Source organism: Pseudomonas bijieensis, assembly GCF_013347965.1.
Lineage (GTDB): Bacteria > Pseudomonadota > Gammaproteobacteria > Pseudomonadales > Pseudomonadaceae > Aquipseudomonas > Aquipseudomonas bijieensis.
Map to the genome: position 1 here is coordinate 3,870,162 of NZ_CP048810.1, position 23,076 is coordinate 3,893,237.

Annotated in this window: 16 protein-coding genes and 3 pseudogenes; 12 read left to right on the forward strand and 7 right to left on the reverse strand. The window is 62.6% G+C overall.

Features of this window, described 5'->3' with window-relative positions:
• Nucleotides 1–6: 6 nt before the first annotated feature.
• The 3 genes and pseudogenes from GN234_RS16945 to GN234_RS16955 all read left to right on the forward strand — a co-directional run bounded on the left by GN234_RS16945 (nt 7) and on the right by GN234_RS16955 (nt 2,870).
• Nucleotides 7–673 (forward strand): annotated as a pseudogene (locus GN234_RS16945) (fumarylacetoacetate hydrolase family protein).
• Between the two features lie 228 nt (nt 674–901).
• On the forward strand, nt 902–1,834 hold the full coding sequence (locus GN234_RS16950) for an SdiA-regulated domain-containing protein (protein ID WP_116833928.1): 933 nt from the start codon (nt 902–904) through the stop codon (nt 1,832–1,834).
• A gap of 121 nt (nt 1,835–1,955) precedes the next feature.
• On the forward strand, nt 1,956–2,870 hold the full coding sequence (locus tag GN234_RS16955) for an SdiA-regulated domain-containing protein (RefSeq protein ID WP_109751893.1): 915 nt from the start codon (nt 1,956–1,958) through the stop codon (nt 2,868–2,870).
• A gap of 162 nt (nt 2,871–3,032) precedes the next feature.
• On the opposite strand, the gene rpiA is transcribed toward GN234_RS16955, so the two are convergent.
• Nucleotides 3,033–3,707: a ribose-5-phosphate isomerase RpiA gene (gene rpiA, locus GN234_RS16960; protein WP_109751892.1), complete on the reverse strand. Its 675-nt coding sequence runs from the start codon at nt 3,705–3,707 to the stop codon at nt 3,033–3,035.
• A gap of 137 nt (nt 3,708–3,844) precedes the next feature.
• On the opposite strand from rpiA, the gene ilvA reads away from it, so the two are divergent.
• Nucleotides 3,845–5,359 (forward strand): threonine ammonia-lyase, biosynthetic, encoded by a 1,515-nt coding sequence (gene ilvA, locus GN234_RS16965; protein WP_109751891.1) that lies wholly within the window; start codon nt 3,845–3,847, stop codon nt 5,357–5,359.
• A 44-nt stretch (nt 5,360–5,403) separates the two neighbouring features.
• Complete coding sequence (locus tag GN234_RS16970) at nt 5,404–5,829, forward strand: DUF2269 family protein (RefSeq protein ID WP_109751890.1); 426 nt, start codon at nt 5,404–5,406, stop codon at nt 5,827–5,829.
• A gap of 103 nt (nt 5,830–5,932) precedes the next feature.
• Here GN234_RS16970 and GN234_RS16975 read toward each other — a convergent pair whose 3' ends face one another.
• Nucleotides 5,933–6,589, reverse strand: a complete 657-nt coding sequence (locus tag GN234_RS16975) for a histidinol-phosphatase (protein WP_109751889.1) — start codon at nt 6,587–6,589, stop codon at nt 5,933–5,935.
• A 143-nt stretch (nt 6,590–6,732) separates the two neighbouring features.
• Between GN234_RS16975 and GN234_RS16980 the strand changes: the two genes are divergently transcribed.
• Together GN234_RS16980 and ptsP are read left to right on the forward strand one after the other, a co-directional pair.
• A complete protein-coding gene (locus tag GN234_RS16980) occupies nt 6,733–7,212 on the forward strand; it encodes an RNA pyrophosphohydrolase (RefSeq protein WP_003186867.1) in 480 nt (159 codons plus the stop codon).
• A gap of 22 nt (nt 7,213–7,234) precedes the next feature.
• Nucleotides 7,235–9,514: a phosphoenolpyruvate--protein phosphotransferase gene (ptsP, locus tag GN234_RS16985; RefSeq protein ID WP_116833926.1), complete on the forward strand. Its 2,280-nt coding sequence runs from the start codon at nt 7,235–7,237 to the stop codon at nt 9,512–9,514.
• Between the two features lie 132 nt (nt 9,515–9,646).
• Here ptsP and GN234_RS16990 read toward each other — a convergent pair whose 3' ends face one another.
• On the reverse strand, nt 9,647–10,393 hold the full coding sequence (locus GN234_RS16990; protein WP_116833925.1) for an NRDE family protein: 747 nt from the start codon (nt 10,391–10,393) through the stop codon (nt 9,647–9,649).
• Nucleotides 10,394–10,722: 329 nt separating this feature from the next.
• Between GN234_RS16990 and GN234_RS16995 the strand changes: the two genes are divergently transcribed.
• The 3 genes and pseudogenes from GN234_RS16995 to GN234_RS17005 all read left to right on the forward strand — a co-directional run bounded on the left by GN234_RS16995 (nt 10,723) and on the right by GN234_RS17005 (nt 13,405).
• Nucleotides 10,723–11,505, forward strand: coding sequence for a sulfite exporter TauE/SafE family protein (locus GN234_RS16995; RefSeq protein WP_109752344.1), 783 nt, complete (start codon nt 10,723–10,725; stop codon nt 11,503–11,505).
• 68 nt (nt 11,506–11,573) lie between these two features.
• On the forward strand, nt 11,574–12,383 hold the full coding sequence (lgt, locus tag GN234_RS17000) for a prolipoprotein diacylglyceryl transferase (RefSeq protein ID WP_003196626.1): 810 nt from the start codon (nt 11,574–11,576) through the stop codon (nt 12,381–12,383).
• A 49-nt stretch (nt 12,384–12,432) separates the two neighbouring features.
• Nucleotides 12,433–13,405 (forward strand): annotated as a pseudogene (locus GN234_RS17005) (thymidylate synthase).
• Between the two features lie 136 nt (nt 13,406–13,541).
• On the opposite strand, the pseudogene cadR reads toward GN234_RS17005, so the two are convergent.
• Nucleotides 13,542–13,989: pseudogene (gene cadR, locus GN234_RS17010) on the reverse strand (Cd(II)/Pb(II)-responsive transcriptional regulator).
• Nucleotides 13,990–14,074: 85 nt separating this feature from the next.
• Between cadR and GN234_RS17015 the strand changes: the two are divergent.
• Nucleotides 14,075–16,294 (forward strand): heavy metal translocating P-type ATPase, encoded by a 2,220-nt coding sequence (locus tag GN234_RS17015; RefSeq protein WP_176688806.1) that lies wholly within the window; start codon nt 14,075–14,077, stop codon nt 16,292–16,294.
• A 152-nt stretch (nt 16,295–16,446) separates the two neighbouring features.
• Here GN234_RS17015 and GN234_RS17020 read toward each other — a convergent pair whose 3' ends face one another.
• The 3 genes from GN234_RS17020 to GN234_RS17030 are packed head-to-tail and all read right to left on the reverse strand — an operon-like array spanning nt 16,447 to nt 21,655.
• Nucleotides 16,447–19,494: an efflux RND transporter permease subunit gene (locus GN234_RS17020; RefSeq protein WP_116833923.1), complete on the reverse strand. Its 3,048-nt coding sequence runs from the start codon at nt 19,492–19,494 to the stop codon at nt 16,447–16,449.
• Nucleotides 19,491–20,555: an efflux RND transporter periplasmic adaptor subunit gene (locus GN234_RS17025; RefSeq protein ID WP_109751883.1), complete on the reverse strand. Its 1,065-nt coding sequence runs from the start codon at nt 20,553–20,555 to the stop codon at nt 19,491–19,493. Before GN234_RS17025 ends, GN234_RS17020 begins: the two co-directional genes overlap by 4 nt.
• Complete coding sequence (locus GN234_RS17030; protein ID WP_109751882.1) at nt 20,552–21,655, reverse strand: efflux RND transporter periplasmic adaptor subunit; 1,104 nt, start codon at nt 21,653–21,655, stop codon at nt 20,552–20,554. The genes GN234_RS17025 and GN234_RS17030 overlap by 4 nt, the downstream gene beginning before the upstream one ends.
• 126 nt (nt 21,656–21,781) lie before the next feature.
• Between GN234_RS17030 and GN234_RS17035 the strand changes: the two genes are divergently transcribed.
• Entirely contained in the window at nt 21,782–22,942 is a 1,161-nt protein-coding gene (locus tag GN234_RS17035; protein WP_109751881.1) for an AAA family ATPase, read from the forward strand.
• Nucleotides 22,943–23,076: the final 134 nt, after the last annotated feature.

The window sequence follows — 23,076 nt, forward strand, 5'->3', positions numbered from 1 at the left end:
TCGGTAATGAGCTATCAGCACCAGTATGTCGACGGTACACGTATCCATTTCCCGGTAGGGAAAGTGGTGTGCATTGGCCGCAACTACGCCGAACATGCCAAGGAATTGGACAACCCGGTGCCCACCGAACCCTTGCTGTTCATCAAGCCGGGCAGTTGTGTGGTGCCACTGGAGGGCGGTTTCAGCATTCCTGCCGACCGTGGCTCGGTGCACTACGAAGCGGAAATCGCCGTGCTGATCGGCAAGCCGCTGTCGCCCCGCCCGAGCGCCGAGGAAGTGCTGGACGCCATCTCCGGCTTCGCCCCGGCCCTGGACCTGACCCTGCGGGACAAACAGGCCGAGCTCAAGGCCAAGGGCCTGCCGTGGGAAATCGCGAAATCCTTCGACGGCGCGGCGGTGATCGCACCGTTCGTGTCGAGCGGCACCTTTTGCCGACCTGACCGACATCCCCGTTCGCCTGACCATCAACGGTGAAGTGCGCCAGGATGGCAACAGCAGCCTGATGCTCAACCCTATCGTGCCAATGATCCAGCACATGGCCGGGTGCTTCTCGCTCCAGGCCGGCGACGTGATCCTCACCGGCACCCCGGCGGGCGTCGGGCCGCTGAATGCAGGGGATGAATTGGTACTGGAACTGCCGGGGGCGAGCCGCTTCGAAAGCAGCGTTCGCTAACCGCAATGCCTTAACTGTGGGAGCGAGCCTGCTCGCGATAGCGGTCTATCCGACACATAAATGCTGGCCGACACGCCGCTATCGCGAGCAGGCTCGCTCCCACAGGGTATACATGGCTGTATACCCGCCATTTACCGTTTTTTTCACATGCCATCCGGATAATTCCGGGGAATGCGGCATCTGAGCCAGCCATTCCCCTAGCCGAATTTTCTGGAACGCATTCCCCCGATGGCCAAAACCCAAACACTGTCTGCCGCCAAACCTACCCGCCGCTCCCGCTTCGCCCTGCCCTGGTATGCCTGGTCGCTGCTGGCGCTGGCCGCCGCCTATGGCCTGGCGTTTGCGATGCATTGGGACGACCGCGGGCTGCTTTGGCTATCGGAACACTTCCAGAGCCCGGCCCAGCGCCAGGAGAGCATCTGGCTGCCGGACTACCGCGCCGTGATCGACGCCAAGCCACTGCCGGGCATGGAGAAGGACGAGGCGTCCGATGTGACCTACAACCCGCAGACCAAGACTCTATTCGCCGTCATGGGCAAGAACCCGTTCCTGGTGGAGCTGACCCTGCAAGGCGATGTGCTGCGCAAGATGCCTTTGGTGGGCTGGAACAACCCCGAAGGCGTGACCTATATGACCAATGGTCTGCTGGCGATTACCGACGAGCGCAATCACACGCTGTCAATCGTCCAGGTGGATGCCAGCACCCGCGAGCTGAACAGCACTGACTTCCCCAAATACGACCTGGGTGCATCAGAGAACCAGAACAAAGGGTTCGAAGCGATTGTCTGGGATCCGCGTAACCAGCAACTGGTGCTCGGGGAGGAACGCCCGCCAGCACTGTTCACCTGGACAAGCGATGGCAGCCAATTGCTCAAGGGCGACAAGCAGATCCACGTCAGCAATGAACTGGACTTGCGCAACCTCTCGGCACTGGCGATCGACCCGCGCACCGGTCACATGCTGGTGCTTTCGGCCGACTCCCATCTGCTGCTGGAACTGGATGAAAAAGGCGAGCAAGTCAGCTTCATGACCTTGCTGGGCAGCTTCAACGGCTTGAAAGACACGATCCCTCGCGCCGAAGGCGTGACCGTCGATGAGGCCGGCAATCTGTACATGGTCAGCGAACCGAATCTGTTCTATCGTTTCGAAAAACAGCGCTGATAGCACTAACTCTGTAGGATAAATTCTCCTTCGTTGTAGGGTGTGGCACACAGCCATTAAGCTTCAGTTCAGGCAGCCGTGGTATTTCCACCCACCTGTTCTTATCCGAGCCCACCCCAACATGCGTCGACTCGCCCGCCCCAAACCCCTGGTCCTGATACTGCTGACCCTGGTGCTGATCTTCCTGATCGCAGCCGGTCAGCACCTGCGTCTGTTCGAACGCGCCTGGTTCAATCTCAACACCCTTTGGAAAACCACCAGCGAACAGGCCATCGCCTTGGACCAGTACCGGGTCACGGTCGAGGCGCAGGTGATCGAAGGCCTGGACGATGACGTTTCAGCGCTGACGTTCGATCCCGTACGCAAGAGCCTGTTCACCGTCACCAACAAGAATGCCGAGCTGATCGAATTGTCCCTGGACGGCAAGATTTTGCGGCGCATCGCGCTGATCGGCTTTGGCGATCCAGAGGCGGTGGAGTTCATCAGCGAAGACACTTACGTCATCACTGACGAGCGCCAGCAGCGCCTGATCAAGATTCACCTGGATGACGACACCCAATTCCTCGACGCCGCCGATGCCGAGCAGATGACCCTCGGCGTGCACATGAGCGGCAACAAAGGCTTCGAAGGGCTGGCCTACGATTCGGTGGGCAAACGGCTGTTCGTGGCCAAGGAACGCGACCCGATGCTGATTTATGAAGTGCATGGGTTTCCCCACCACAATCCGGAAAAATCCTACGCGGTCCACGTGATCAACAACCCCAAGCGCGATGCCGGGCTGTTCGTGCGCGACCTTTCAAGCCTGCAATACGACGAGCGCAGCGGCCATTTGCTGGCGCTGTCCGATGAGTCGCGGTTGATTATCGAGCTGGATATAGACGGCCGGCCGTTGAGCACGCTGTCGTTGAGCAAAGGCCGCCAGGGCCTGCAGAAAACCGTGCCGCAGGCCGAAGGCCTGGCCATGGACGACGACGGCAACCTGTATGTGGTGAGCGAGCCGAACCTGTTCTATGTGTTCAAGAAGCCGCAGCCTTGATGCACTCGCCCTGAAACACCACAACAACCCAATGTGGGGAGCGAGCCTGCTCGCGATAACGGTGTGTCAGCCGACATTGATGTGTCGGATAAACCGCTATCGCGAGCAGGCTCGCTCCCACAGGGGAATACTTCACTCAAAAGAGCAGGTTATTTCGTCGACTTACTCAGCCCGCAGGGTCTTCACCCCTTCAGCGGTTCCCAGCAACAGCACATCCGCCGGACGAGCCGCGAACAAACCGTTGGTGACCACGCCGACGATGGCGTTGATCTGGCTTTCCAGTTCCACCGGGTTGGTGATCTGCAAGTTGTGCACGTCCAGGATGATATTGCCGTTATCGGTCAGCACGCCTTCGCGATACACCGGGTCGCCGCCCAGCTTCACCAGTTCGCGGGCCACATGACTGCGGGCCATCGGGATGACTTCCACCGGCAACGGGAATGCGCCGAGCACAGGCACCAGTTTGCTGGCGTCGGCAATGCAGATGAAGGTCTTGGCCACGGCCGCGACGATCTTCTCGCGCGTCAGGGCCGCGCCACCGCCCTTGATCAGGTTCAGGTGCGCGTCGCTTTCGTCGGCGCCATCGACGTAGAACTCCAGGTCGCTCACGGTGTTGAGTTCATACACCGGGATCCCGTGGCCCTTGAGGCGCGCGGCGGTGGCTTCGGAACTGGCGACCGCGCCGTCGAACGCGCCCTTGTGGCGAGCCAGCGCGTCGATGAAGCAGTTGGCCGTGGAGCCGGTACCGACCCCGACGATGCTCTTGTCATCCAGTTTCGGGAGGATGAGGTCGACGGCGGCCTGGGCCACGGCCTGTTTGAGTTGATCCTGGGTCATGCGGGCTCCGAAAGCGGGCAGGAAGTAAAGAGGGGCGCGAGTATAACCCAACAAAACCTTGGGATTCGTGTGGTCGCCCAGCCAAAAGCCGGGTTAGACTCCTTGGCCCTGCCCAACTCGCTCAGTGATGCTTTCCGATGCTTGAACAGTACGTCAAAAAGATCCTCACCTCGCGCGTTTATGACGTTGCCGTAGAAACCCCGTTGCAGACCGCTCGCCAGCTCTCCGAGCGGCTGGGCAACAGCATTTTGCTCAAGCGTGAAGACTTGCAGCCGGTGTTCTCGTTCAAGATTCGCGGGGCCTACAACAAGCTGACCCAGCTCAGCGACGAAGAACGCGCACGCGGCGTGGTCACGGCGTCGGCGGGCAACCACGCCCAGGGCCTGGCCCTGGCGGCCAAGGTGCTGGGCGTCAAGGCCACCATCGTGATGCCCAAGACCACCCCGGAAATCAAGGTCGAAGGCGTGCGCTCGCGGGGCGGCAAAGTGGTGCTGCATGGCGATTCGTTCCCCGAAGCCCTGGCCTATTCGCTGAAACTGGTCGACGAAAAAGGCTACGTCTACATCCACCCCTATGACGACCCCCACACCATTGCCGGGCAGGGCACGGTGGCGATGGAAATCCTGCGCCAGCACCCCGGGCGCCTGGATGCGATCTTCGTCCCGGTGGGCGGTGGCGGGCTGATCGCAGGGATCGCAGCCTACGTGAAATACCTGCGCCCGGACATCAAGGTCATCGGCGTCGAGCCGGACGACTCCAATTGCCTGCAAGCGGCCATGGCCGCTGGTGAGCGCGTGGTGCTGCCGACCGTGGGGCTGTTCGCCGATGGCGTCGCCGTGGCACAGATCGGCCAGCACACCTTCGATATCTGCAAACACTACGTGGACGAAGTCATCACCGTCAGCACCGACGAGATCTGCGCCGCCATCAAGGATATCTACGACGATACCCGCTCGATCACCGAACCTGCCGGCGCCCTGGGCGTGGCCGGGATCAAGAAATACGTCGAGTCACGGGGCGTCAGCGGCCAGACCCTGGTGGCCATCGACTCCGGGGCCAACGTCAACTTCGACCGCTTGCGCCACGTGGCCGAACGCGCCGAACTGGGCGAGGGCCGCGAAGCGATCATCGCCGTGACCATCCCTGAGAAGCCAGGTAGCTTCAAGGCGTTCTGCGAAGCCGTCGGCAAACGCCAGATCACCGAATTCAACTACCGCTATAACACCGGCAGTGAAGCGCACATCTTCGTCGGCGTGCAGACCCACCCGGAAAACGACCCACGCAGCGCGCTGATCGCCAGCCTGACCGAACAAGGCTTCCCGGTGCTGGACCTGACCGACAACGAACTGGCCAAGTTGCACATCCGCCACATGGTGGGCGGGCACGCGGCACACGTCATCGACGAAGTGGTGTTGCGCTTCGAATTCCCGGAACGCCCGGGCGCACTGTTCAATTTCCTCAACAAGCTGGGTGGGCGCTGGAATATCTCGATGTTCCACTACCGCAACCATGGTGCGGCGGATGGCCGTGTGGTCGCCGGGTTGCAAGTGCCTCACGATGAGCGCCACCTGGTGCCAGCCGCCCTGGAAGAAATCGGCTACCCGTACTGGGATGAAAGCGATAACCCGGCCTATCAGTTGTTCCTGGGTTGATAAAGCCGGGCTAGGCTGTGAGCAGGACTTAAGGAAATCGAACAATGGAAACACTGACCACGCTGAAGATCGCTCACATCGTCGCCACGGTATTGCTGTTGGCGGGCGCCCTGGGGCTGGCCATCTGGGTCTGGCGCACGCGCCGCAACGGCGATGCCACGGCGGCGGCTCGTACGCTGCAACGCCCGCGGCTGTTCATCTGGTTGGTGATGATCCTTGCACTGGCGAGCCTTCCATTCACGGGCTGGTGGATGGTGCACCAGGTCGGCTGGCCACTGGGGCAGACCTGGTTGCTGGCTTCCAGCGTGCTCTACACCTTGGCGGCGCTGGCGGGGTTCTGGCTGGTGGTGCGGCTGAACAAATTGCGCAAGGCGCCGGGAGGTAGCGGGAAGTTCACCTTTGCCTTGGCGCTATTCAGCGTTGTCTGCTTTGTCGCCATTGCGGGGTTGATGGGGGCCAAGCCGGTTTAAAGGTTTAGACCGCGCTGACCTCATCGCGAGCAGGCTCGCTCCACACTAGATTTGCGTTGTTTACAAAATCCCTGTGGAAGCGAGCCTGCTCGCGATAGCCCTATCAGCCGCGCAACGAAATCACCGGCCAACCACGTCTTTCGGCCTCGGCCCGCAGATTCGGATCCGGATCCACCGCCACCGGATGCGTCACCACCTCCAGCAACGGCAAGTCGTTCATCGAATCACTGTAGAAATAGCTGCCGTCGAGCGAATGCCCGGTCTCTTCCAGCCAACGGTTCAATCGGGTCACCTTGCCCTCGCGAAAACACGGGATGTCGGCGCTGCGCCCGCTGTAGCGCCCATCAATCATCTCGCACTCGGTGGCGATCAGGGTTTCCACACCCAGGCGTTCGGCAATCGGCCCGGTGACAAAGCGGTTGGTGGCAGTGATGATCACCAGCTTATCGCCAGCGGCGCGGTGCTTTTCCAGCAATTCGACGGCCTGGGGCAACACGATTGGCTCGATGCAGTCGCGCATGTAGTCCAGGTGCCACTGCGCCAGCACGTGCATTTCGGTCCGACCGAGGATTTCCAGGCAAAAGTTCAGGTACTCGGCGTTGTCGAGCTTGCCGGCCAGGTAATCCTGGTAGAACTCGTCGTTGCGTGCCTTGTAAGTGACAGCATCCAGGAAACCGCGCTCGCACAGGTAATCGCCCCACGCGTGATCGCTGTCGCCGCCCAGCAATGTGTTGTCCAAGTCGAATAAAGCCAGCCGCATTGCAGTTACTCGCTGAAAAATCTGAAGAAAGGCGTCCAGAATACGTACTTTTCACAAGAGTGCACATAAGCTAGGCGGGCTCGTTGCTGCTTTCACAACCTTTGTGGAACAATGCGGCGACATGCGTTTGCGAGGTTGTTGCCGTGATCGACCCCGATGGTTTCCGCCCCAATGTGGGGATCATTCTTACGAATGATGCAGGGCAGGTGCTATGGGCTCGCCGTATCAATCAAGACGCCTGGCAGTTTCCCCAGGGCGGGATCAACCCCCAGGAGACGCCGGAAGAGGCCTTGTACCGCGAGTTGAACGAAGAAGTGGGGCTTGAGCGAGAAGATGTCGAAATACTCGCCTGCACCCGAGGCTGGTTGCGCTATCGTTTGCCGCAACGCCTGGTCCGCACGCACAGCCAACCGCTGTGTATCGGCCAGAAGCAGAAATGGTTTCTCCTGCGCCTGATCTCCAACGAGCAACGGGTGCGGATGGATTTGACCGGTAAACCGGAGTTCGATGGCTGGCGCTGGGTCAGCTATTGGTATCCGTTGGGCCAGGTGGTGACATTCAAGCGCGAAGTGTATCGACGCGCTCTCAAAGAGCTTGCCCCGCGCCTGCTGACGCGCGACTGACGACGGAGTTCGACCCCGAGCCATGCTCAATACGCTGCGCAAGATCGTCCAGGAAGTTAACTCCGCCAAGGATCTCAAGGCGGCGTTGGGGATTATTGTATTGCGCGTCAAAGAGGCCATGGGCAGCCAGGTCTGCTCGGTCTACCTGCTGGACCCCGAGACCAACCGTTTCGTGCTGATGGCCACCGAGGGCTTGAACAAGCGCTCGATCGGCAAGGTCAGCATGGCGCCCAATGAAGGTCTGGTCGGCCTGGTCGGCACGCGCGAAGAACCCCTGAACCTCGAAAACGCCGCGGATCACCCGCGCTATCGTTACTTTGCCGAAACCGGGGAAGAACGCTACGCCTCGTTCCTCGGCGCACCGATCATCCACCACCGCCGCGTTGTCGGCGTATTGGTCATCCAGCAAAAAGAGCGCCGCCAGTTCGACGAGGGGGAAGAAGCCTTCCTCGTGACCATGAGCGCGCAACTGGCCGGGGTTATCGCTCACGCCGAGGCCACCGGCTCGATCAGCGGCCTGGGTCGCCAGGGCAAGGGTATCCAGGAAGCCAAGTTCGTCGGCGTACCGGGCTCACCGGGCGCGGCGGTGGGCACGGCGGTGGTCATGCTGCCGCCCGCCGACCTCGACGTGGTGCCGGACAAGGCCATCACCGACATCGATGCCGAGCTGGGCTTGTTCAAGACCGCCATCGAAGGCGTACGGGCCGACATGCGCGCCCTGTCGGCCAAGCTGGCGACGCAGCTGCGGCCTGAAGAGCGCGCGCTGTTCGACGTCTACCTGATGATGCTCGACGACGCCTCCCTGGGCAGCGAAGTGACCACCGTCATCAAGACCGGCCAGTGGGCCCAGGGCGCGCTGCGCCAAGTGGTGACCGACCACGTCAACCGTTTCGAACTGATGGACGACGCCTACCTGCGCGAGCGTGCCTCCGACGTCAAGGACCTTGGCCGCCGGTTGTTGGCCTATTTGCAGCAGGAACGCCAGCAGACCCTGGTCTACCCCGATAACACCATCCTCGTCAGCGAAGAGCTGACCCCGGCCATGCTCGGCGAAGTGCCGGAAGGCAAGCTGGCGGGGCTGGTCTCGGTATTGGGCTCGGGCAACTCCCACGTGGCGATCCTGGCCCGGGCCATGGGCATCCCGACGGTGATGGGCCTGGTGGACCTGCCGTACTCCAAGGTCGACGGCATCCAGATGATCGTCGATGGCTACCACGGCGAGGTCTACACCAACCCCAGCGACGTGCTGCGCAAGCAGTTCGCCGATGTGGTGGAGGAAGAGAAACAACTGTCCCTGGGCCTGGACGCGCTGCGGGACCTGCCTTGCGTGACCCTCGACGGCCACCGCATGCCACTGTGGGTCAACACCGGCCTGCTGGCCGACGTGGCCCGGGCACAGAAACGTGGCGCCGAGGGTGTGGGCCTGTACCGCACCGAAGTGCCGTTCATGATCAACCAGCGCTTCCCGAGTGAAAAGGAACAGCTGGCGATCTACCGCGAACAACTGGCCGCGTTCCACCCGCAACCGGTGACCATGCGCAGCCTGGACATCGGCGGCGACAAGTCCCTGTCCTACTTCCCGATCAAGGAAGACAACCCGTTCCTCGGTTGGCGCGGCATTCGCGTGACCCTCGATCACCCGGAAATCTTCCTGGTCCAGGCCCGCGCCATGCTCAAGGCCAGCGAAGGCCTGAACAACCTGCGCATCCTGTTGCCGATGATCTCCGGCACCCATGAACTGGAAGAAGCCCTGCACCTGATCCACCGGGCCTGGGGCGAAGTGCGCGACGAAGGCACCGACGTGCCGATGCCGCCGGTGGGCGTGATGATCGAGATTCCGGCAGCGGTGTACCAGACCAAGGAACTGGCGCGGCAGGTGGACTTCCTGTCGGTGGGTTCCAACGACCTGACCCAGTACCTGCTGGCCGTGGACCGCAACAACCCACGGGTCGCCGATCTGTACGATTACCTGCACCCGGCCGTGCTGCAAGCCTTGCAGAACGTGGTGCGTGACGCCCATGCCGAAGGTAAGCCGGTGAGCATCTGCGGCGAAATGGCCGGTGACCCGGCAGCGGCGGTGCTGCTGATGGCGATGGGTTTCGACAGCCTGTCGATGAACGCCACCAACCTGCCGAAAGTGAAGTGGATGCTGCGCCAGATCAACCTCAGCAAGGCCCAGGAGTTGCTGGCCGAGGTGATGACCATCGACAACCCGCAGGTGATCCACAGCTCCTTGCAATTGGCACTGAAGAACCTTGGGTTGGCGCGGATGATCAATCCGGCTTCGAACAAAACCCTCTGAATCTGTAGCGCCCCTTTCGCGAGCAGGCTCGCTCCCACAGGGGATCTCGGTTGTTCACACAATATGTGTTCACCGCCGATCCACAGTGGGAGCGAGCTTGCTCGCGATAGGGCCAGACCTGACACCACAAAGCTAGACCCTGACCTCGACCTCCCCCAAATGCCCCCCATGCGGCCCGAAACTGCGCTCGACCATATGCCGTGTCCCATCGGCATGGACAATCAACGCCGTGCTCGCCCGCGTCCCATAAGCCGGGCTGGCGATGAACACGCTCGACAACAGCATCTCGGTCGCCAGCCCAACGCCCGTATCCGGCAGCTCAGCCACCGGGGCGGGTTGCGGGTCGTTCAGCAGCGCCAATAGCGCCTGGGGCTGCGGATCGTCCAGCACCTCGGCCAGCGCCGCCCGGGCCTTGAGCAGCTTGGGCCATGGCGTGTTCAGCCCGGCGTTCGACAAACCATAGACGCCTTCGGCCAGTCGCTGTGGCCGAACATCACGGGCGTTGTGGTGCCAGAGCTCGGAGCCATCGCCGAGCAGCAGGTTGAACCCGCCATACTCGCTGGCGCGGGGCACGACTTCGCTCAAGTACTCGGCAATCGAGAGATTTCCGGTCAGGAACCGCGCCACCAGCTCACCGCGAGACTTGAATGCCGGCAACTGGCCCGGGTCACGGATGTTGGTCAGGGCGGCAAAGCGACCCTCGGCGCCAACGCCAAGCCAGGTGCCGCCGGCCTCCAGGTCGCGACCAGCGTGGACCTGGGGCGCGTCAGGCCACTGGGCCAGGGGCAAGGTCGGCCGGGCGTAGAACTCGTCGCGGTTGGCCGCCACGATTAATGGCTGGGCGTGGCCGGGGCGCCAGGCAAATACGATCAGGCACATCAGGTAATCCCGTTAACAATGCCAATCGGTTGAAAGAATAAAGCCAGACACAGTTTTTGTGGGAGGCACTGTGTGGGAGCAAAGCTTGCTCGCGAAACAGGCGCCTCGATTTCTGAAAGACCGTAGCGCCGCCATCGCGGGCAAGCCTTGCTCCCACAAAGCGGGGCGGGGCGACGTTTCGCTAAATCCCCTCGCCACAAGGTTTCGTGCCAAATGCTGTGATCACTCTACCCAGACATCGCCGCCACATCCATCGCCTTCAGTAGAGCCCAAGGCCCTGGATCCGTTACCATGCCGCTCTTATTTCGGGGATGGGCGGGGAGACGCTGGTGGAATTTTTGCTCTATCTGCTGCTCGGCGCCTGCGCCGGCGTGCTGGCTGGGTTGTTCGGCGTGGGGGGCGGGATCATCATCGTCCCGGTGCTGGTGTTCAGTTTCACCTTGCAAGGCTTCGACCCGCAGGTATTGACGCACCTGGCCGTCGGCACCTCGCTGGCGTCGATCATCTTCACTTCGGTCAACGCCGTACGCGAGCATCAGCGCAAGGGCGCGGTGCGCTGGCCAGTGTTCGCCTGGATGACCGTCGGCATCCTGATCGGTGCCGGTTTTGGCGCGATCACCGCCGAAGCGATTTCCGGCCCGCACCTGCAGAGGATCATCGGCGTGTTCGCCCTGGTCGTCGCCGCGCAATTGGCCCTGGACCTCAAGCCCAAGGCCAGCCGTACGGTGCCAGGCAAGGGCGGCCTGACCTTGGCCGGCACGGTGATCGGCTGGGCCTCGGCGATCTTCGGCATTGGCGGCGGTTCGCTGACCGTGCCGTTCCTGACCTGGCGCAGCGTGCCGATGCAGCAAGCGGTCGCGACGTCATCGGCTTGCGGGCTGCCCATCGCCGTGGTCAGCGCATTAAGTTTCATGATTCTGGGCTGGCACGATCCGTTGTTGCCGGCCCATAGTCTCGGTTTTGTGTATTTGCCGGCGTTGCTGGGCATCGCCCTGACGAGCATGGTCTTCGCCCGTTTCGGTGCGCGGCTGGCCCATCGTCTGTCGCCGCGCTTGCTCAAACGGCTGTTCGCCGCTTTGCTGTTCTGCGTCGGCTTGAGTTTCCTGTTCTGACGCAATCCTGGCTTAATCCCGAGGTGGCAGCGTCGCCCGGGTATTTTTGACGTTTACGAGGAATATCAATGCTGCCTTACCCGCAGATCGATCCGGTAGCCCTGGCCATCGGCCCGCTGAAAATCCACTGGTACGGCCTGATGTACCTGGTCGGCATCGGCGGCGCCTGGCTGCTGGCGTCGCGCCGGCTCAACCGTTTCGACCCGACCTGGAACAAGGAAAAGCTCTCCGACCTGGTGTTCTGGCTGTCCATGGGCGTGATCGTCGGCGGGCGCCTGGGCTACGTGCTGTTCTATGACCTGAGCGCCTACCTGGCCAACCCGACGCTGATCTTCGAGGTCTGGAAGGGCGGCATGTCGTTCCACGGCGGGTTCATTGGCGTGATGCTGGCGGCGTTGTGGTTCGGCAAGCGCAACAACAAGTCGTTTTTCGAGCTGATGGACTTCGTCGCGCCAATGGTGCCGATTGGCCTGGGCGCCGGGCGCATCGGCAACTTCATCAACGCCGAGTTGTGGGGCAAGCCGACCGACGTGCCGTGGGCGATGATCTTCCCGCCGTTCAGTGACCCGGCACAGTTGCCGCGCCATCCGTCGCAGTTGTACCAGTTCGCCCTCGAAGGCGTGGCATTGTTCCTGATCCTCTGGCTGTTCTCGCGCAAGCCGCGGCCAACCATGGCGGTATCGGGCATGTTCGCGCTGTTCTACGGGATCTTCCGCTTCATCGTCGAATTCGTCCGCGTACCGGACGCCCAGCTCGGCTACCTGGCGTGGAACTGGCTGACCATGGGCCAGGTGTTGTGCCTGCCGATGATCGTCGGCGGCCTGGCGCTGATCTGGCTGGCCTATCATCGCGCGCCAGCTGCGGCGGCCAAGGTTTAAAATTCGAACCCCGGGGCGCTGGCCCCGGGTTCAAGGACACAGGTAACCCATGAAGCAATATCTCGATCTGGTGGCCCACGTCATCAAGAACGGCACCAAGCAAGCCAACCGCACCGGCGTGAACACCATCAGCTTTCCCGGCGCCATGCTGCGCTATGACCTGAAGGACGGTTTCCCGGCCATCACCACCCGCAAAATGGCCTTCAAATCGGCCATCGGCGAGATGTGCGGTTTTCTGCGTGGGGTCAACAACGCCGCCGAATTCCGCGCCCTGGGCTGCAAGGTCTGGGACCAGAACGCCAACGAAAACGCCCAGTGGCTGGCCAACCCGTTCCGCCAGGGCGAAGACGACCTGGGCGAGATCTACGGTGTGCAATGGCGCAAATGGCCGGCCTACAAACAGATCCCTTCGAGCAACCCGGCGGCCATCGAGCAAACCCTGGCCCAAGGCTACCGGCAGATCGCCGAAGGCGAAGAAAACGGCCAGGCCTACGTGGTGCTGTACAAGGCCATCGACCAGGTTCGCCAGTGCGTCGACACCATCATCAAGGACCCGGGCAGCCGCCGTATCCTGTTCCACGGCTGGAACTGCGCCCAGCTCGATGAAATGGCCCTGCCGCCGTGCCATCTGCTCTACCAGTTCCACCCGAATGTCGAGACCAGGGAAATTTCCCTGACCCTCTACATCCGCTCCAACGACCTGGGCCTGGGCACGCCGTTCAACCTCACCGAAGGCGCCGCGCTGCTGAGCCTGATCGGCCGCCTGACCGGCTACACGCCGCGCTGGTTCACCTATTTCATTGGTGATGCCCACGTCTACGAAAACCACCTGGACATGCTCAACGAACAACTCAAGCGCGAGCCGTTCCCGATGCCGAAACTGGTGATTTCCGAGCGCGTGCCGGAGTTCGCCAAGACCGGTGTGTACCAGCCTGAGTGGCTGGAACTCGTGGAGCCGAGCGACTTCTCCCCTCGAAGGCTACCAGCACCACGCGCCGATGACTGCGCCGATGGCGGTCTAAGCCACACCACCCCTCCCCTTGTGGGAGCGAGCCTGCTCGCGATAGCGTCCTCACATTCAATGCTTATGTGACTGACCCACCGCTATCGCGAGCAGGCTCGCTCCCACATTGAATCGGCATGAGCTCCAAGATCGGCTCAATGCCCATGACTCCTGCCCACATGTGAATGCTCCACCTCCGGCGCCACCGCCCCGCTCACCTCCAGGCGCTGCAAGATCCCGCATTGATCCAGGTCCGGCCCTTCGCCACAGCGATGGCGCAAGTCGATCAGTTGTGTCTGCAAGGCCAACAGGCCATCGATGCGAGCCTTCACGTGCTGAATGTGTTCGTCGATCAGCGCGTTGACGCTTTCGCACTGGTCCTGGGGGGCTGTCGCGCAGGGCCAGGAGGCTGCGGATTTCTTCCAGGGTCATGTCCAGGGTGCGGCAGTTGCGGATGAACGTCAGCCGCTCGGCATGGGCCTGGGTATAGACGCGGTAATTGCCATCGCTGCGGGCCGGTTCCGGCAGCAGGCCTTCGCGCTCGTAATAGCGGATGGTCTCGACCTGGCAATCGGTGATTTTCGCCAGTTCTCCGATCTTCATGGTGCAGCCTTCCAAATAGGTGCTTGACCCTATAGTGGCTACAGGGTCTTTACTGCGCAACAGGCACTTTTCACGGACGTACCCGATGAGCGACTCCCTCCATATCCACAAACCCGCCCACGACCATGACCACGGGCATTCCTGCTGCGCGTCGAAAGCGGCACCTGCGGTGGTCAACCTCGGCAAGACGCCGACGGACGGTGCGCGGCTGAGCAGTTTTCGCATCGAAGCCATGGACTGCCCCACCGAACAGACGCTGATCCAGAACAAGCTCGGCAAGCTCGAAGGCGTGCAGCAACTGGAATTCAACCTGATCAACCGCGTGCTGGGCGTGACCCACGATTTGCCCAGCGACGCGCCAATCATCAAGGCCATCGAGTCCCTGGGGATGCAGGCCGACCCACTGACCCCGGGCCAGAAACCAGAAACCAACGACCTGCCCGCCCCAGCCAAGCCCTGGTGGCCGCTGGCGTTGTCCGGCGTGACAGCCCTGGGCGCCGAGGTGATTCACTTCACCAACGCCGCGCCAAACTGGGTGGTCGCGCTGGTGGCGTTGGTGTCGATCCTCAGCGGCGGCCTGGGTACGTACAAGAAGGGTTGGATCGCCCTGAAGAACCGCAACCTGAACATCAATGCGCTGATGAGCATCGCCGTGACCGGTGCGGTGTTGATCGGCCAATGGCCGGAAGCGGCGATGGTGATGTTCCTGTTCACCGTGGCCGAACTGATCGAAGCCAAATCCCTGGACCGGGCGCGCAATGCTATCGGCGGCCTGATGCAAATGGCCCCAGAGCAAGCCACCGTGCAACAAGCCGATGGCAGTTGGCAGGTACAGGCGGTCAAGGCTCTCGCCCTCGGCGCGCGCGTGCGAGTGCGCCCCGGCGAGCGCGTGGGCCTGGACGGTGACGTGGTCGCCGGACGCTCCACCATCGATCAGGCACCGATCACCGGCGAAAGCCTGCCGGTGGAAAAAACCGTCGGCGACAAAGTGTTCGCCGGTACCATCAACCAGGCCGGCGAACTGGAGTACACCGTGACCGCGGCGGCCGATCACTCCACTCTGGCGCGAATCATCCACGCAGTGGAACAGGCCCAGGGCTCCCGCGCGCCGACCCAGCGCTTCGTCGATCAGTTCTCGAAAATCTACACCCCGGCGGTGTTCATCCTGGCCTTGGCCGTGGCCGTCATCCCACCGCTGTTCATGGGCGCGGCATGGTTCGACTGGATCTACCGGGCGCTGGTGCTGCTGGTGGTGGCCTGCCCGTGCGCACTGGTGATTTCCACACCCGTGACCATCGTCAGCGGCCTCGCCGCCGCGGCGCGCAAAGGCATCCTGGTCAAAGGCGGCGTGTACCTGGAGGGCGGCTACAAGCTCGACTACCTGGCCTTGGACAAGACCGGTACGCTCACCCACGGCAAGCCGGTGCAAACCGACTATGTGGCGCTGGACCCCACCGTGGAAAGCACCGCCCCGGCCCTCGCCGCCAGCCTCGCCGCGCGCTCCGACCATCCGGTTTCCCGAGCGATTGCCCACGCAGCTGTGGATAAGCATCTGGCACAGCAGGTTGTGGATAACTTCGAGGCGCTGGCCGGGCGCGGCGTTCGCGGCGACATCGGTGGCCAGACCTACCACCTGGGCAATCATCGCCTGGTGGAGGACCTGGGCCTGTGCTCTCCCGAGCTGGAAGAAAAACTCTTCGCCCTGGAAAAACAAGGCAAGTCCGTGGTGCTGCTGCTCGACAGTACAGGCCCCTTGGCGCTGTTTGCCGTGGCGGACACCGTTAAGGATTCCAGCCGCGAAGCCATTCGGGAGCTGCATGACCTGGGCATCAAGACCCTGATGCTCACTGGCGATAACGTCCACACCGCTGAAGCGATCGCCGCCCAGGTGGGCATGGATCAGGCCCGCGGAGATTTGTTGCCGGAGGACAAGCTGCAAGCCATCGAAGACTTGTACACCCTGGGTCACCGCGTCGGCATGGTCGGCGACGGCATCAACGACGCACCGGCCCTGGCCCGCGCGGAAATCGGCTTCGCCATGGCGGCGGCCGGCACCGACACGGCCATCGAAACCGCTGATGTGGCTTTGATGGACGATGATCTGCGCAAGATCCCAGCCTTCATTCGCCTGTCGCGGCAGACTTCAAGCATCCTGAAACAGAACATTGCCCTGGCGTTGGTCATCAAGGCGATCTTCCTTGGGGTGACCTTCGCCGGCTTCGCCACCATGTGGATGGCGGTGTTTGCCGACATGGGGGTGAGTTTGCTGGTGGTGTTCAATGGGTTGCGGTTGTTGCGTAAATAAGAAGTCTTAGGTGGCTGGACGGGCCCTATCGCGAGCAAGCTTTGCTCCCACAGTTGGCGCTTTGTGAATACAGCGTTTTGAACTCACAGCAGATCTGCTGTGGGAGCAAAGCTTGCTCGCGATGGGCTGCACAGCAGCCCCAAAAAACAAGATCAATCACGCTTGGGCTCGCGAATCTTGTACCAGGCCACATACAGCGCCGGCAGGAACAGCAATGTCAGCAGGGTGGCGATGATGATCCCGCCAATCATCGCGTAGGCCATCGGCCCCCAGAACACTTCCCGGGCAATCGGGATCATCCCCAGGCTCGCCGCGGCCGCCGTCAGCAGGATCGGCCGACGCCGGTGTTCGGTGGCCTCCACCACCGCATCCCAGGGCTCGTAGCCGTCACGTTCATACTCGTCGATCTGGGTCACCAGGATCACCGAGTTACGGATGATGATGCCGATCAACGCGAGGATCCCGAGGATCGCCACAAAACCCATGGGCGTGCCCGTCGGCACCAGCGCCAGCACCACGCCGATCAAGCCCAGGGGCGCGACGCTGGCCACCAGGAACAGTTTCTGCACGCTGTGCAGCTGGATCATCAGGAAGGTCGCCATCAAGAACAGCATCAGCGGCACGACACTGGCGATCGGCCCCTGGGCCTTGCTGCTCTCTTCCACCGTACCACCGGTGGCGACTTTGTAGCCCACCGGCAGGCCAGCGGCGAACTTGTCGATGGCCGGTTGCAGCTGCTTGACCAGGTCGGTGGGCTGGATTTCATCGCGCACCGCCGCCTTGATGGTGATGGTCGGTTTGCGGTCGCGACGCCACACCAGCGGCTGCTCCAGTTCATAGCCCACCGTGGCGAACGCCAGCAGCGGGATCGAGGTGCCGCTCGGGGTGACGATCTGCAGATTTTGCAGGGTTTCCGGTGAGCCGCGTTCGGCGTCTTCGGCCCGGCCCACCACATTTATCAAGTAGATATCGTCATCGACCTGGGTCACTGGAGACCCGCTGACGATGCTGTTCATCAGCCTGGCCACGTCATCGGAAGACAAGCCCAGTTGCCGCGCCTTGTCCTGGGCGATGTCGATGCGCAGCACCTTGCCCGGCTCGTTCCAGTCGTAAATGATTTCGCCGATGTGCGAGTTCTTGTCCAGTTCGGTAGCCAGCTCGATCGCATGCTTGCGCACCTGGTCGATGTCCTTGCCGCTGACCCGGTACTGGATCGGCCGACCCACCGGCGGGCCCATTTCCAGGGCCTGCACGTAGCTGCCGATGCCGACGAAGTCTTCACGCAGGCGCTTTTGCAGGCGTTCGGTGAGGGCGGTGCGCGACTCCAGGCCTTTACTGACGATCACCAGTTGCGCGTAGTACGGGTTCTGCAATTGCTGGTCCAGCGGCAGGTAGAAACGAATGGCGCCTTCGCCGATGTAAGTGCTCCAGCGCTCGATGTCCGGGTCGCCCTTGAGGCTCGCCTCCAGGCGATCGACGACCTTGCGGGTCTCGTCCATCGAAGCGTTTTGCGGCAGGTTGAGGTCCACCAGGATTTCCGGCCGGTCCGAGGACGGGAAGAACTGGTTCTGCACAAAGCGCATGCAAAACACCGCCAGCACGAACAGCAGCACGGTGATGCCAATGGCCCACCAGCGATTGCGCATCGCCCACAGCAGGCCACCGTTGAAGGCCCGGCCGATCCGACCCGGCTCAGCGCTGTGGGGTTTCACGTTGGTGCTGAGGATGTGCACGCCAATCACCGGGGCGAAGAGCACCGCGACGATCCACGACACCAGCATTGCCACGGCGATCACCGCGAACAGGGTAAAGGTGTACTCACCGGCGGAACTGGCGTTCAGGCCAATGGGCACGAAACCGGCCACGGTCACCAGGGTCCCGGTGAGCATCGGGAACGCGGTCGAGGTATAGGCGAACGTCGCGGCCTGGTCCTTGCTGTCGCCTTTTTCCAGGCGCGTGACCATCATCTCCACGGTGATCATCGCGTCATCCACCAGCAGGCCGAGGGCGATGATCAAGGCGCCGAGGGAAATCCGCTGCATGGTGATGCCGCTGTACTCCATGAACAGGAAGACCATCGCCAGCACCAGCGGAATCGAGCAGGCCACCACCAGCCCGGCCCGTATGCCGAGACTGACGAAGCTGACGAGCAGGACGATGATTACCGCCTCGAACAAGGCGCTGGTGAAGCCACCGACCGCCTCCTCCACCACTTCGGCCTGGTCCGACACGGTATGCACGCCAACGCCCACCGGCAGGTCGGCGGTCAGCTCGCTCATGCGCGCATGCAACGCCTTGCCGAAATCCTGGATGTTGCCGCCCTTCTTCATCGCGATAGCCAAGCCGATGGCTGGCGTGCCATTGAAACGGAACATCGGTGTGGCGGGGTCGACGTAGCCACGACGGATGTCGGCGATGTCGGCCAGTCGATAGAAGCGGTCATTGAGCCGCAGGTTGACGTTGGCCAGGTCCTTTTCCGACTGGAATTGCCCGGACGTGCGCACGGAAATCCGCTCGGGCCCGGCATCGATGACCCCGGCAGGCGTGACCGCGTTCTGCGATTGCAGGCTCTGCACCACCTGGCGTTGATCGATGCCCAGGGCCGCGAGTTTGCGCGTGGAGAAGTTCAGGTACAGCACTTCGTCCTGCTCGCCCACCATCTCGACCTTGCCCAGGCCCGGTACGTCACGGATCTCGGCGCGCACCTGTTCCACGTAGTCGCGCAACTGACGCATCGACAGGCCGTCGCCGGTGAAGGCGTACACCGAACCGTACACGTCGCCGAATTCGTCATTGAAACCAGGCCCCTGCAAGCCGTCAGGGAAATCGCCGCGAATGTCATTGATCTTCTTGCGCACCTGGTACCAGATCTCGGGAATTTCCTTGGCCCCGGTGGTATCGCGCAGGTACACGAACACCGTCGATTCTCCCGGACGGGTGTAACTCTTGACGTAGTCGAGGGAGTCGAGTTCTTCGAGTTTCTTCTCGATGCGATCAGTGACCTGCTTGAGGGTTTCCTCCTGGGTCGCACCGGGCCAACGGGTCTGGATAACCATGGTCTTGATGGTGAACGACGGGTCTTCTTCGCGCCCCAGGTTCATGTACGAAAACACGCCCATCAACAGCGCAACGAACATCAGGTACCAGACGAACGACTGATGCCGCAGGGCCCATTCGGACAGGTTGAAAGGCCCTTTCATCGTGCGTCCTCATCGAGTTTCACTTTCTGCCCCGGCTGGAGACTGTTCACACCAGCGCTGACCACGCGGTCGCCAGCCTTGATGCCGTTGGCCACCAGCACCGAGTCGGCCGAACGTTCGAGAATCCGCACGTCACGGGGCGAGACTGTCTGGTTCTGCGGGTCGACCAACCAGATGCGGGCCTTGCCGTCGACTTCTTGCAGCGCGCTAAGTGGCAGCTCGATGCGTGGCTCGATGGTCGAACTCAGGGTCACGCTGATCGCCGTGCCCAGGCGAAAGCCGGGTGGTGTATCGGCCAGCGTCAGGCGCGCGCGACGGGTACGGGTGGCACTCTGGGCCTGGGGTTCGATCTCGCGCACGGTGGCGGTGGTATGAATGCTCGGGTCCAATTGCGCGGCGACCTCGAACACCACGTCCGCGGGCAGGCGTTCGACCAACCCGGCCGGCAGGTCGATCACCGCTTCCTTGATGTCCGGACGGGCCAGGGTCACCACTTGCTGGCCGGCGGTGACCACCTGCCCGGCTTCGGCATTCCAGGCCGTGACGATCGCGTCGTGGTCGGTGCGCAGCTCGCTGTAGTTGAGTTGGTCGCGGGCCTGCTCCACCGAGGCGCGGGCCTGTTCGAGGGACGCGCCAGTGGTTTTCAAGTCGGTCTGGGCGATGTCCAACTGCGCCTGGGCGCCGACGCCACGGTCGAACAATTGTTGCTGGCGACGGGCATTGGCCTGGGCATTGATGTACTGCGCCTCGATCCGCGCCAGGTCGCCCTGGGCGGCGCGCAACTGGTTCTGCTGGTCGGTGGGATCGAGGGTGGCGAGCAGGTCGCCTTTCTTCACTTCGGCGCCGACATCGACATTGCGGCTGGCGATCCGCCCCGGCACACGGAAGCCCACGTTGCTCTCGTAACGCGCCTGGATATTGCCGGCAAACCGTCCAAGCGCCTGTTGGTCGAGGGCCCGGACCTCGACGGACAACACCGGACGCACCGGTTCGGGCGGTGCTTCCTCCTTGGAACAGGCGGCCAGCAAGAGTCCGGCCGAGATCATCCACAAACGCTTCATGGCTGGGCTCCCGGCGTGGATTTTTCATGGGTGTTTTCAGCGATCTCGACGCGTACGCCGGGGTGCAGCAATTGCCCGCCGGCGGTGACGATTTTCTCGCCGCCCTTGAGGCCGTCGCTGATGATGACCTTGCCGGTCAGGTAGCGGCCTACCGTCACCGTATGCAACTGCGCCTTGCCTTCACCGTCCACCAGCCACACGGCCGGGTCGCTGAGGTTCTTGGTCAGGGCCGACCAAGGCAGTTCGAAGGCAGTCTTGCCGGCGGACTTGGCCGTGGCGCTGACCACCGACCCCAGGCGCATGCCTTCGGGTAAATCATTGAGGGTGACCTTGACCTGCACCGTGCCGGTCTGGGCAGACACCGCCGGGGTGATCTCGCGTACCGTGCCAGTGGTCTTGATGGCGGGGTTATCCAGCAGACTGATAGTGATGGCAGGATCCGACGGCGGTTCGCTCAACAGCGATTCGTAGATGTTGAACACCGCGTCGCGTTCGCCGTCCCGGGCCAGGCTGAAGATCGGCTCCGTGGCCTGCACCACCTGGCCGACTTCAGCCTGGCGCGCGGTGATGATGCCCGGTGCCTCGGCAATCAGTGCGGTGTAGCTCAGTTGTTCACGAGCGTTGGCCAGTTGGGCCTGGGCGGCGGTCAGCGCACTCTGGCTGCTGCGCAGTTGGGCCTGGGCCGCGTCATATTCGCTCTGGCTGGTATAGCCCTTGGGCAGGAGTTTCTGCTGGCGCACGAAGGCCGCCGCACTCTGCTTGACCCGCGCCTGCTCGGCGGCCACCTGGGCCTCGGCGGAGTCGACATTGGTCTGCAAGTCACGGGGATCGAGCCGGGCCAGTATTTGCCGGGCCGAGACTCGGTCGCCGACATCGACCTTGCGCTCGATGATCTTGCCGCCCACACGAAACGACAGGTCGGCCTGTACCCGCGCCTGGACATCGCCAGTCAGGGTCACCGAGGCGGCGTATTCGCTGGGCACGGCTTGCTGCACAAAGACCCGTGGCAGGGCTTTTTCCGCAGGCTTTTCATCACCGCATCCGGCCAGTAGCGCGCAAAGGCCCAGGCCAACTACCAGTTTGATTCGGGGACCAGCCATGCAGACTCCTATGCGCTGTACGGACGTACCAGTGACGATACGACTGTGAGCTTAGAACAGGGTTCAACGAATACAATAGGTGCCGCAGATCAGGCACACTGATCGCCTCCCTGTAGGAGCCTGCGCATGCTCAAGACCCTGGCGGTGGCCAATTATCGATCCATCAACAAACTGGTCATCCCCCTGGGCCGGCTGAACCTGATCACCGGCCCCAACGGCAGCGGCAAGTCCAATCTGTACCGAGCCCTGCGTCTGTTGGCCGAGACGGCCCAGGGTGGAGTGGTCAACGCCCTGGCCCGCGAAGGCGGACTGGACTCGACCTTCTGGGCCGGCCCGGAAGAAATCAGCCGCCGCATGCGCAACGGCGAGGTGCCGGTCCAGGCAGTTGTGCGCCAGGGCACCAAGCGCTTGCGCCTGGGATTCGCCGGTGAAGACTTCAGCTATTCGATTGCCTTGGGCCTGCCGGAACCCAGTCTTTCAGCGTTTTCGCTGGATCCGGAGATCAAGCGTGAATGCATCTGGGCCGGTCCGGTGTTTCGGCCGGCCAGCCTGCTGGTGGATCGCAACGGGCCGATGATCCGTGCCCGCGAAGGCCGTTCATGGGATGTGCTGGCCCAGCACACGCCGACCTTCGACAGCCTGTTCGACCAGGTCGGCAGCCTGCGCACTTCGCCGGAGGTCCTGCAGATGCGCGAGTTCATTCGTCGCTGGCGCTTCTACGACCATTTCCGCAGCGACGCCGACGCGCCAGTGCGCCAACCGCAACTGGGCACCCGCACGCCGGTACTGCACCACGACGGACGCGACCTGGCCGCCGCCCTGCAGACCATCCTTGAAATCGGTGACGTCGAGGCCTTGCATGCCGCCATCGGCGACGCGTTCCCCGGTGCCCACCTGCGCATCGAGAAACTGCAAGGCGGACGTTTCGCCATCGCGTTCCAACAGCACGGCCTGCTGCGGCCGCTGTCCGCCGCCGAACTGTCCGACGGAACCCTGCGCTATCTGTTACTGGTGGCCGCCCTGCTCACCCCGCGCCCACCCTCGCTGATGGTGCTCAACGAACCGGAAACCAGCTTGCACCCGGATCTGTTGCCGGCCTTGGCGCGGTTGATCATCCGCGCTTCAGCCAATTGCCAGGTCTGGGTGGTGTCCCACGCCACGCGCCTGATCGCCGCACTGGAGCAGGATGAGGACTGCAATTGCATCGTGCTGGAAAAGGAGCTTGGACAGACCGGGATTGTCGGGCAGCGGGCGCTGGATGAACCGGCTTGGCATTGGCCGGATTAATCAGCGCCAGATAAACCGAATCGCGAGCAGGCTCGCTCCCACAGGGGAATGGTGCTCGACCGCAAATCTTCCGCCCTCCGCCGGCCAATGTGGGAGCGAGCCTGCTCGCGATGCGGTCCTTGAGGCGCTGCAAC

What these genes read in the sequence shown, in the direction of transcription:
- GN234_RS16975 (WP_109751889.1), bottom strand. Translation starts at nt 6,589, where the DNA reads ATGCGGCTGGCTTTATTCGACTTGGACAACACATTGCTGGGCGGCGAC.
- GN234_RS16970 (WP_109751890.1), top strand. Translation starts at nt 5,404, where the DNA reads ATGGAAACACTGACCACGCTGAAGATCGCTCACATCGTCGCCACGGTA.
- GN234_RS17020 (WP_116833923.1), bottom strand. Translation starts at nt 19,494, where the DNA reads ATGAAAGGGCCTTTCAACCTGTCCGAATGGGCCCTGCGGCATCAGTCG.
- lgt (WP_003196626.1), top strand. Translation starts at nt 11,574, where the DNA reads ATGCTGCCTTACCCGCAGATCGATCCGGTAGCCCTGGCCATCGGCCCG.
- GN234_RS16990 (WP_116833925.1), bottom strand. Translation starts at nt 10,393, where the DNA reads ATGTGCCTGATCGTATTTGCCTGGCGCCCCGGCCACGCCCAGCCATTA.
- GN234_RS17030 (WP_109751882.1), bottom strand. Translation starts at nt 21,655, where the DNA reads ATGGCTGGTCCCCGAATCAAACTGGTAGTTGGCCTGGGCCTTTGCGCG.
- GN234_RS17025 (WP_109751883.1), bottom strand. Translation starts at nt 20,555, where the DNA reads ATGAAGCGTTTGTGGATGATCTCGGCCGGACTCTTGCTGGCCGCCTGT.
- GN234_RS17035 (WP_109751881.1), top strand. Translation starts at nt 21,782, where the DNA reads ATGCTCAAGACCCTGGCGGTGGCCAATTATCGATCCATCAACAAACTG.
- GN234_RS16955 (WP_109751893.1), top strand. Translation starts at nt 1,956, where the DNA reads ATGCGTCGACTCGCCCGCCCCAAACCCCTGGTCCTGATACTGCTGACC.
- GN234_RS16950 (WP_116833928.1), top strand. Translation starts at nt 902, where the DNA reads ATGGCCAAAACCCAAACACTGTCTGCCGCCAAACCTACCCGCCGCTCC.
- ptsP (WP_116833926.1), top strand. Translation starts at nt 7,235, where the DNA reads ATGCTCAATACGCTGCGCAAGATCGTCCAGGAAGTTAACTCCGCCAAG.
- rpiA (WP_109751892.1), bottom strand. Translation starts at nt 3,707, where the DNA reads ATGACCCAGGATCAACTCAAACAGGCCGTGGCCCAGGCCGCCGTCGAC.
- GN234_RS17015 (WP_176688806.1), top strand. Translation starts at nt 14,075, where the DNA reads ATGAGCGACTCCCTCCATATCCACAAACCCGCCCACGACCATGACCAC.
- ilvA (WP_109751891.1), top strand. Translation starts at nt 3,845, where the DNA reads ATGCTTGAACAGTACGTCAAAAAGATCCTCACCTCGCGCGTTTATGAC.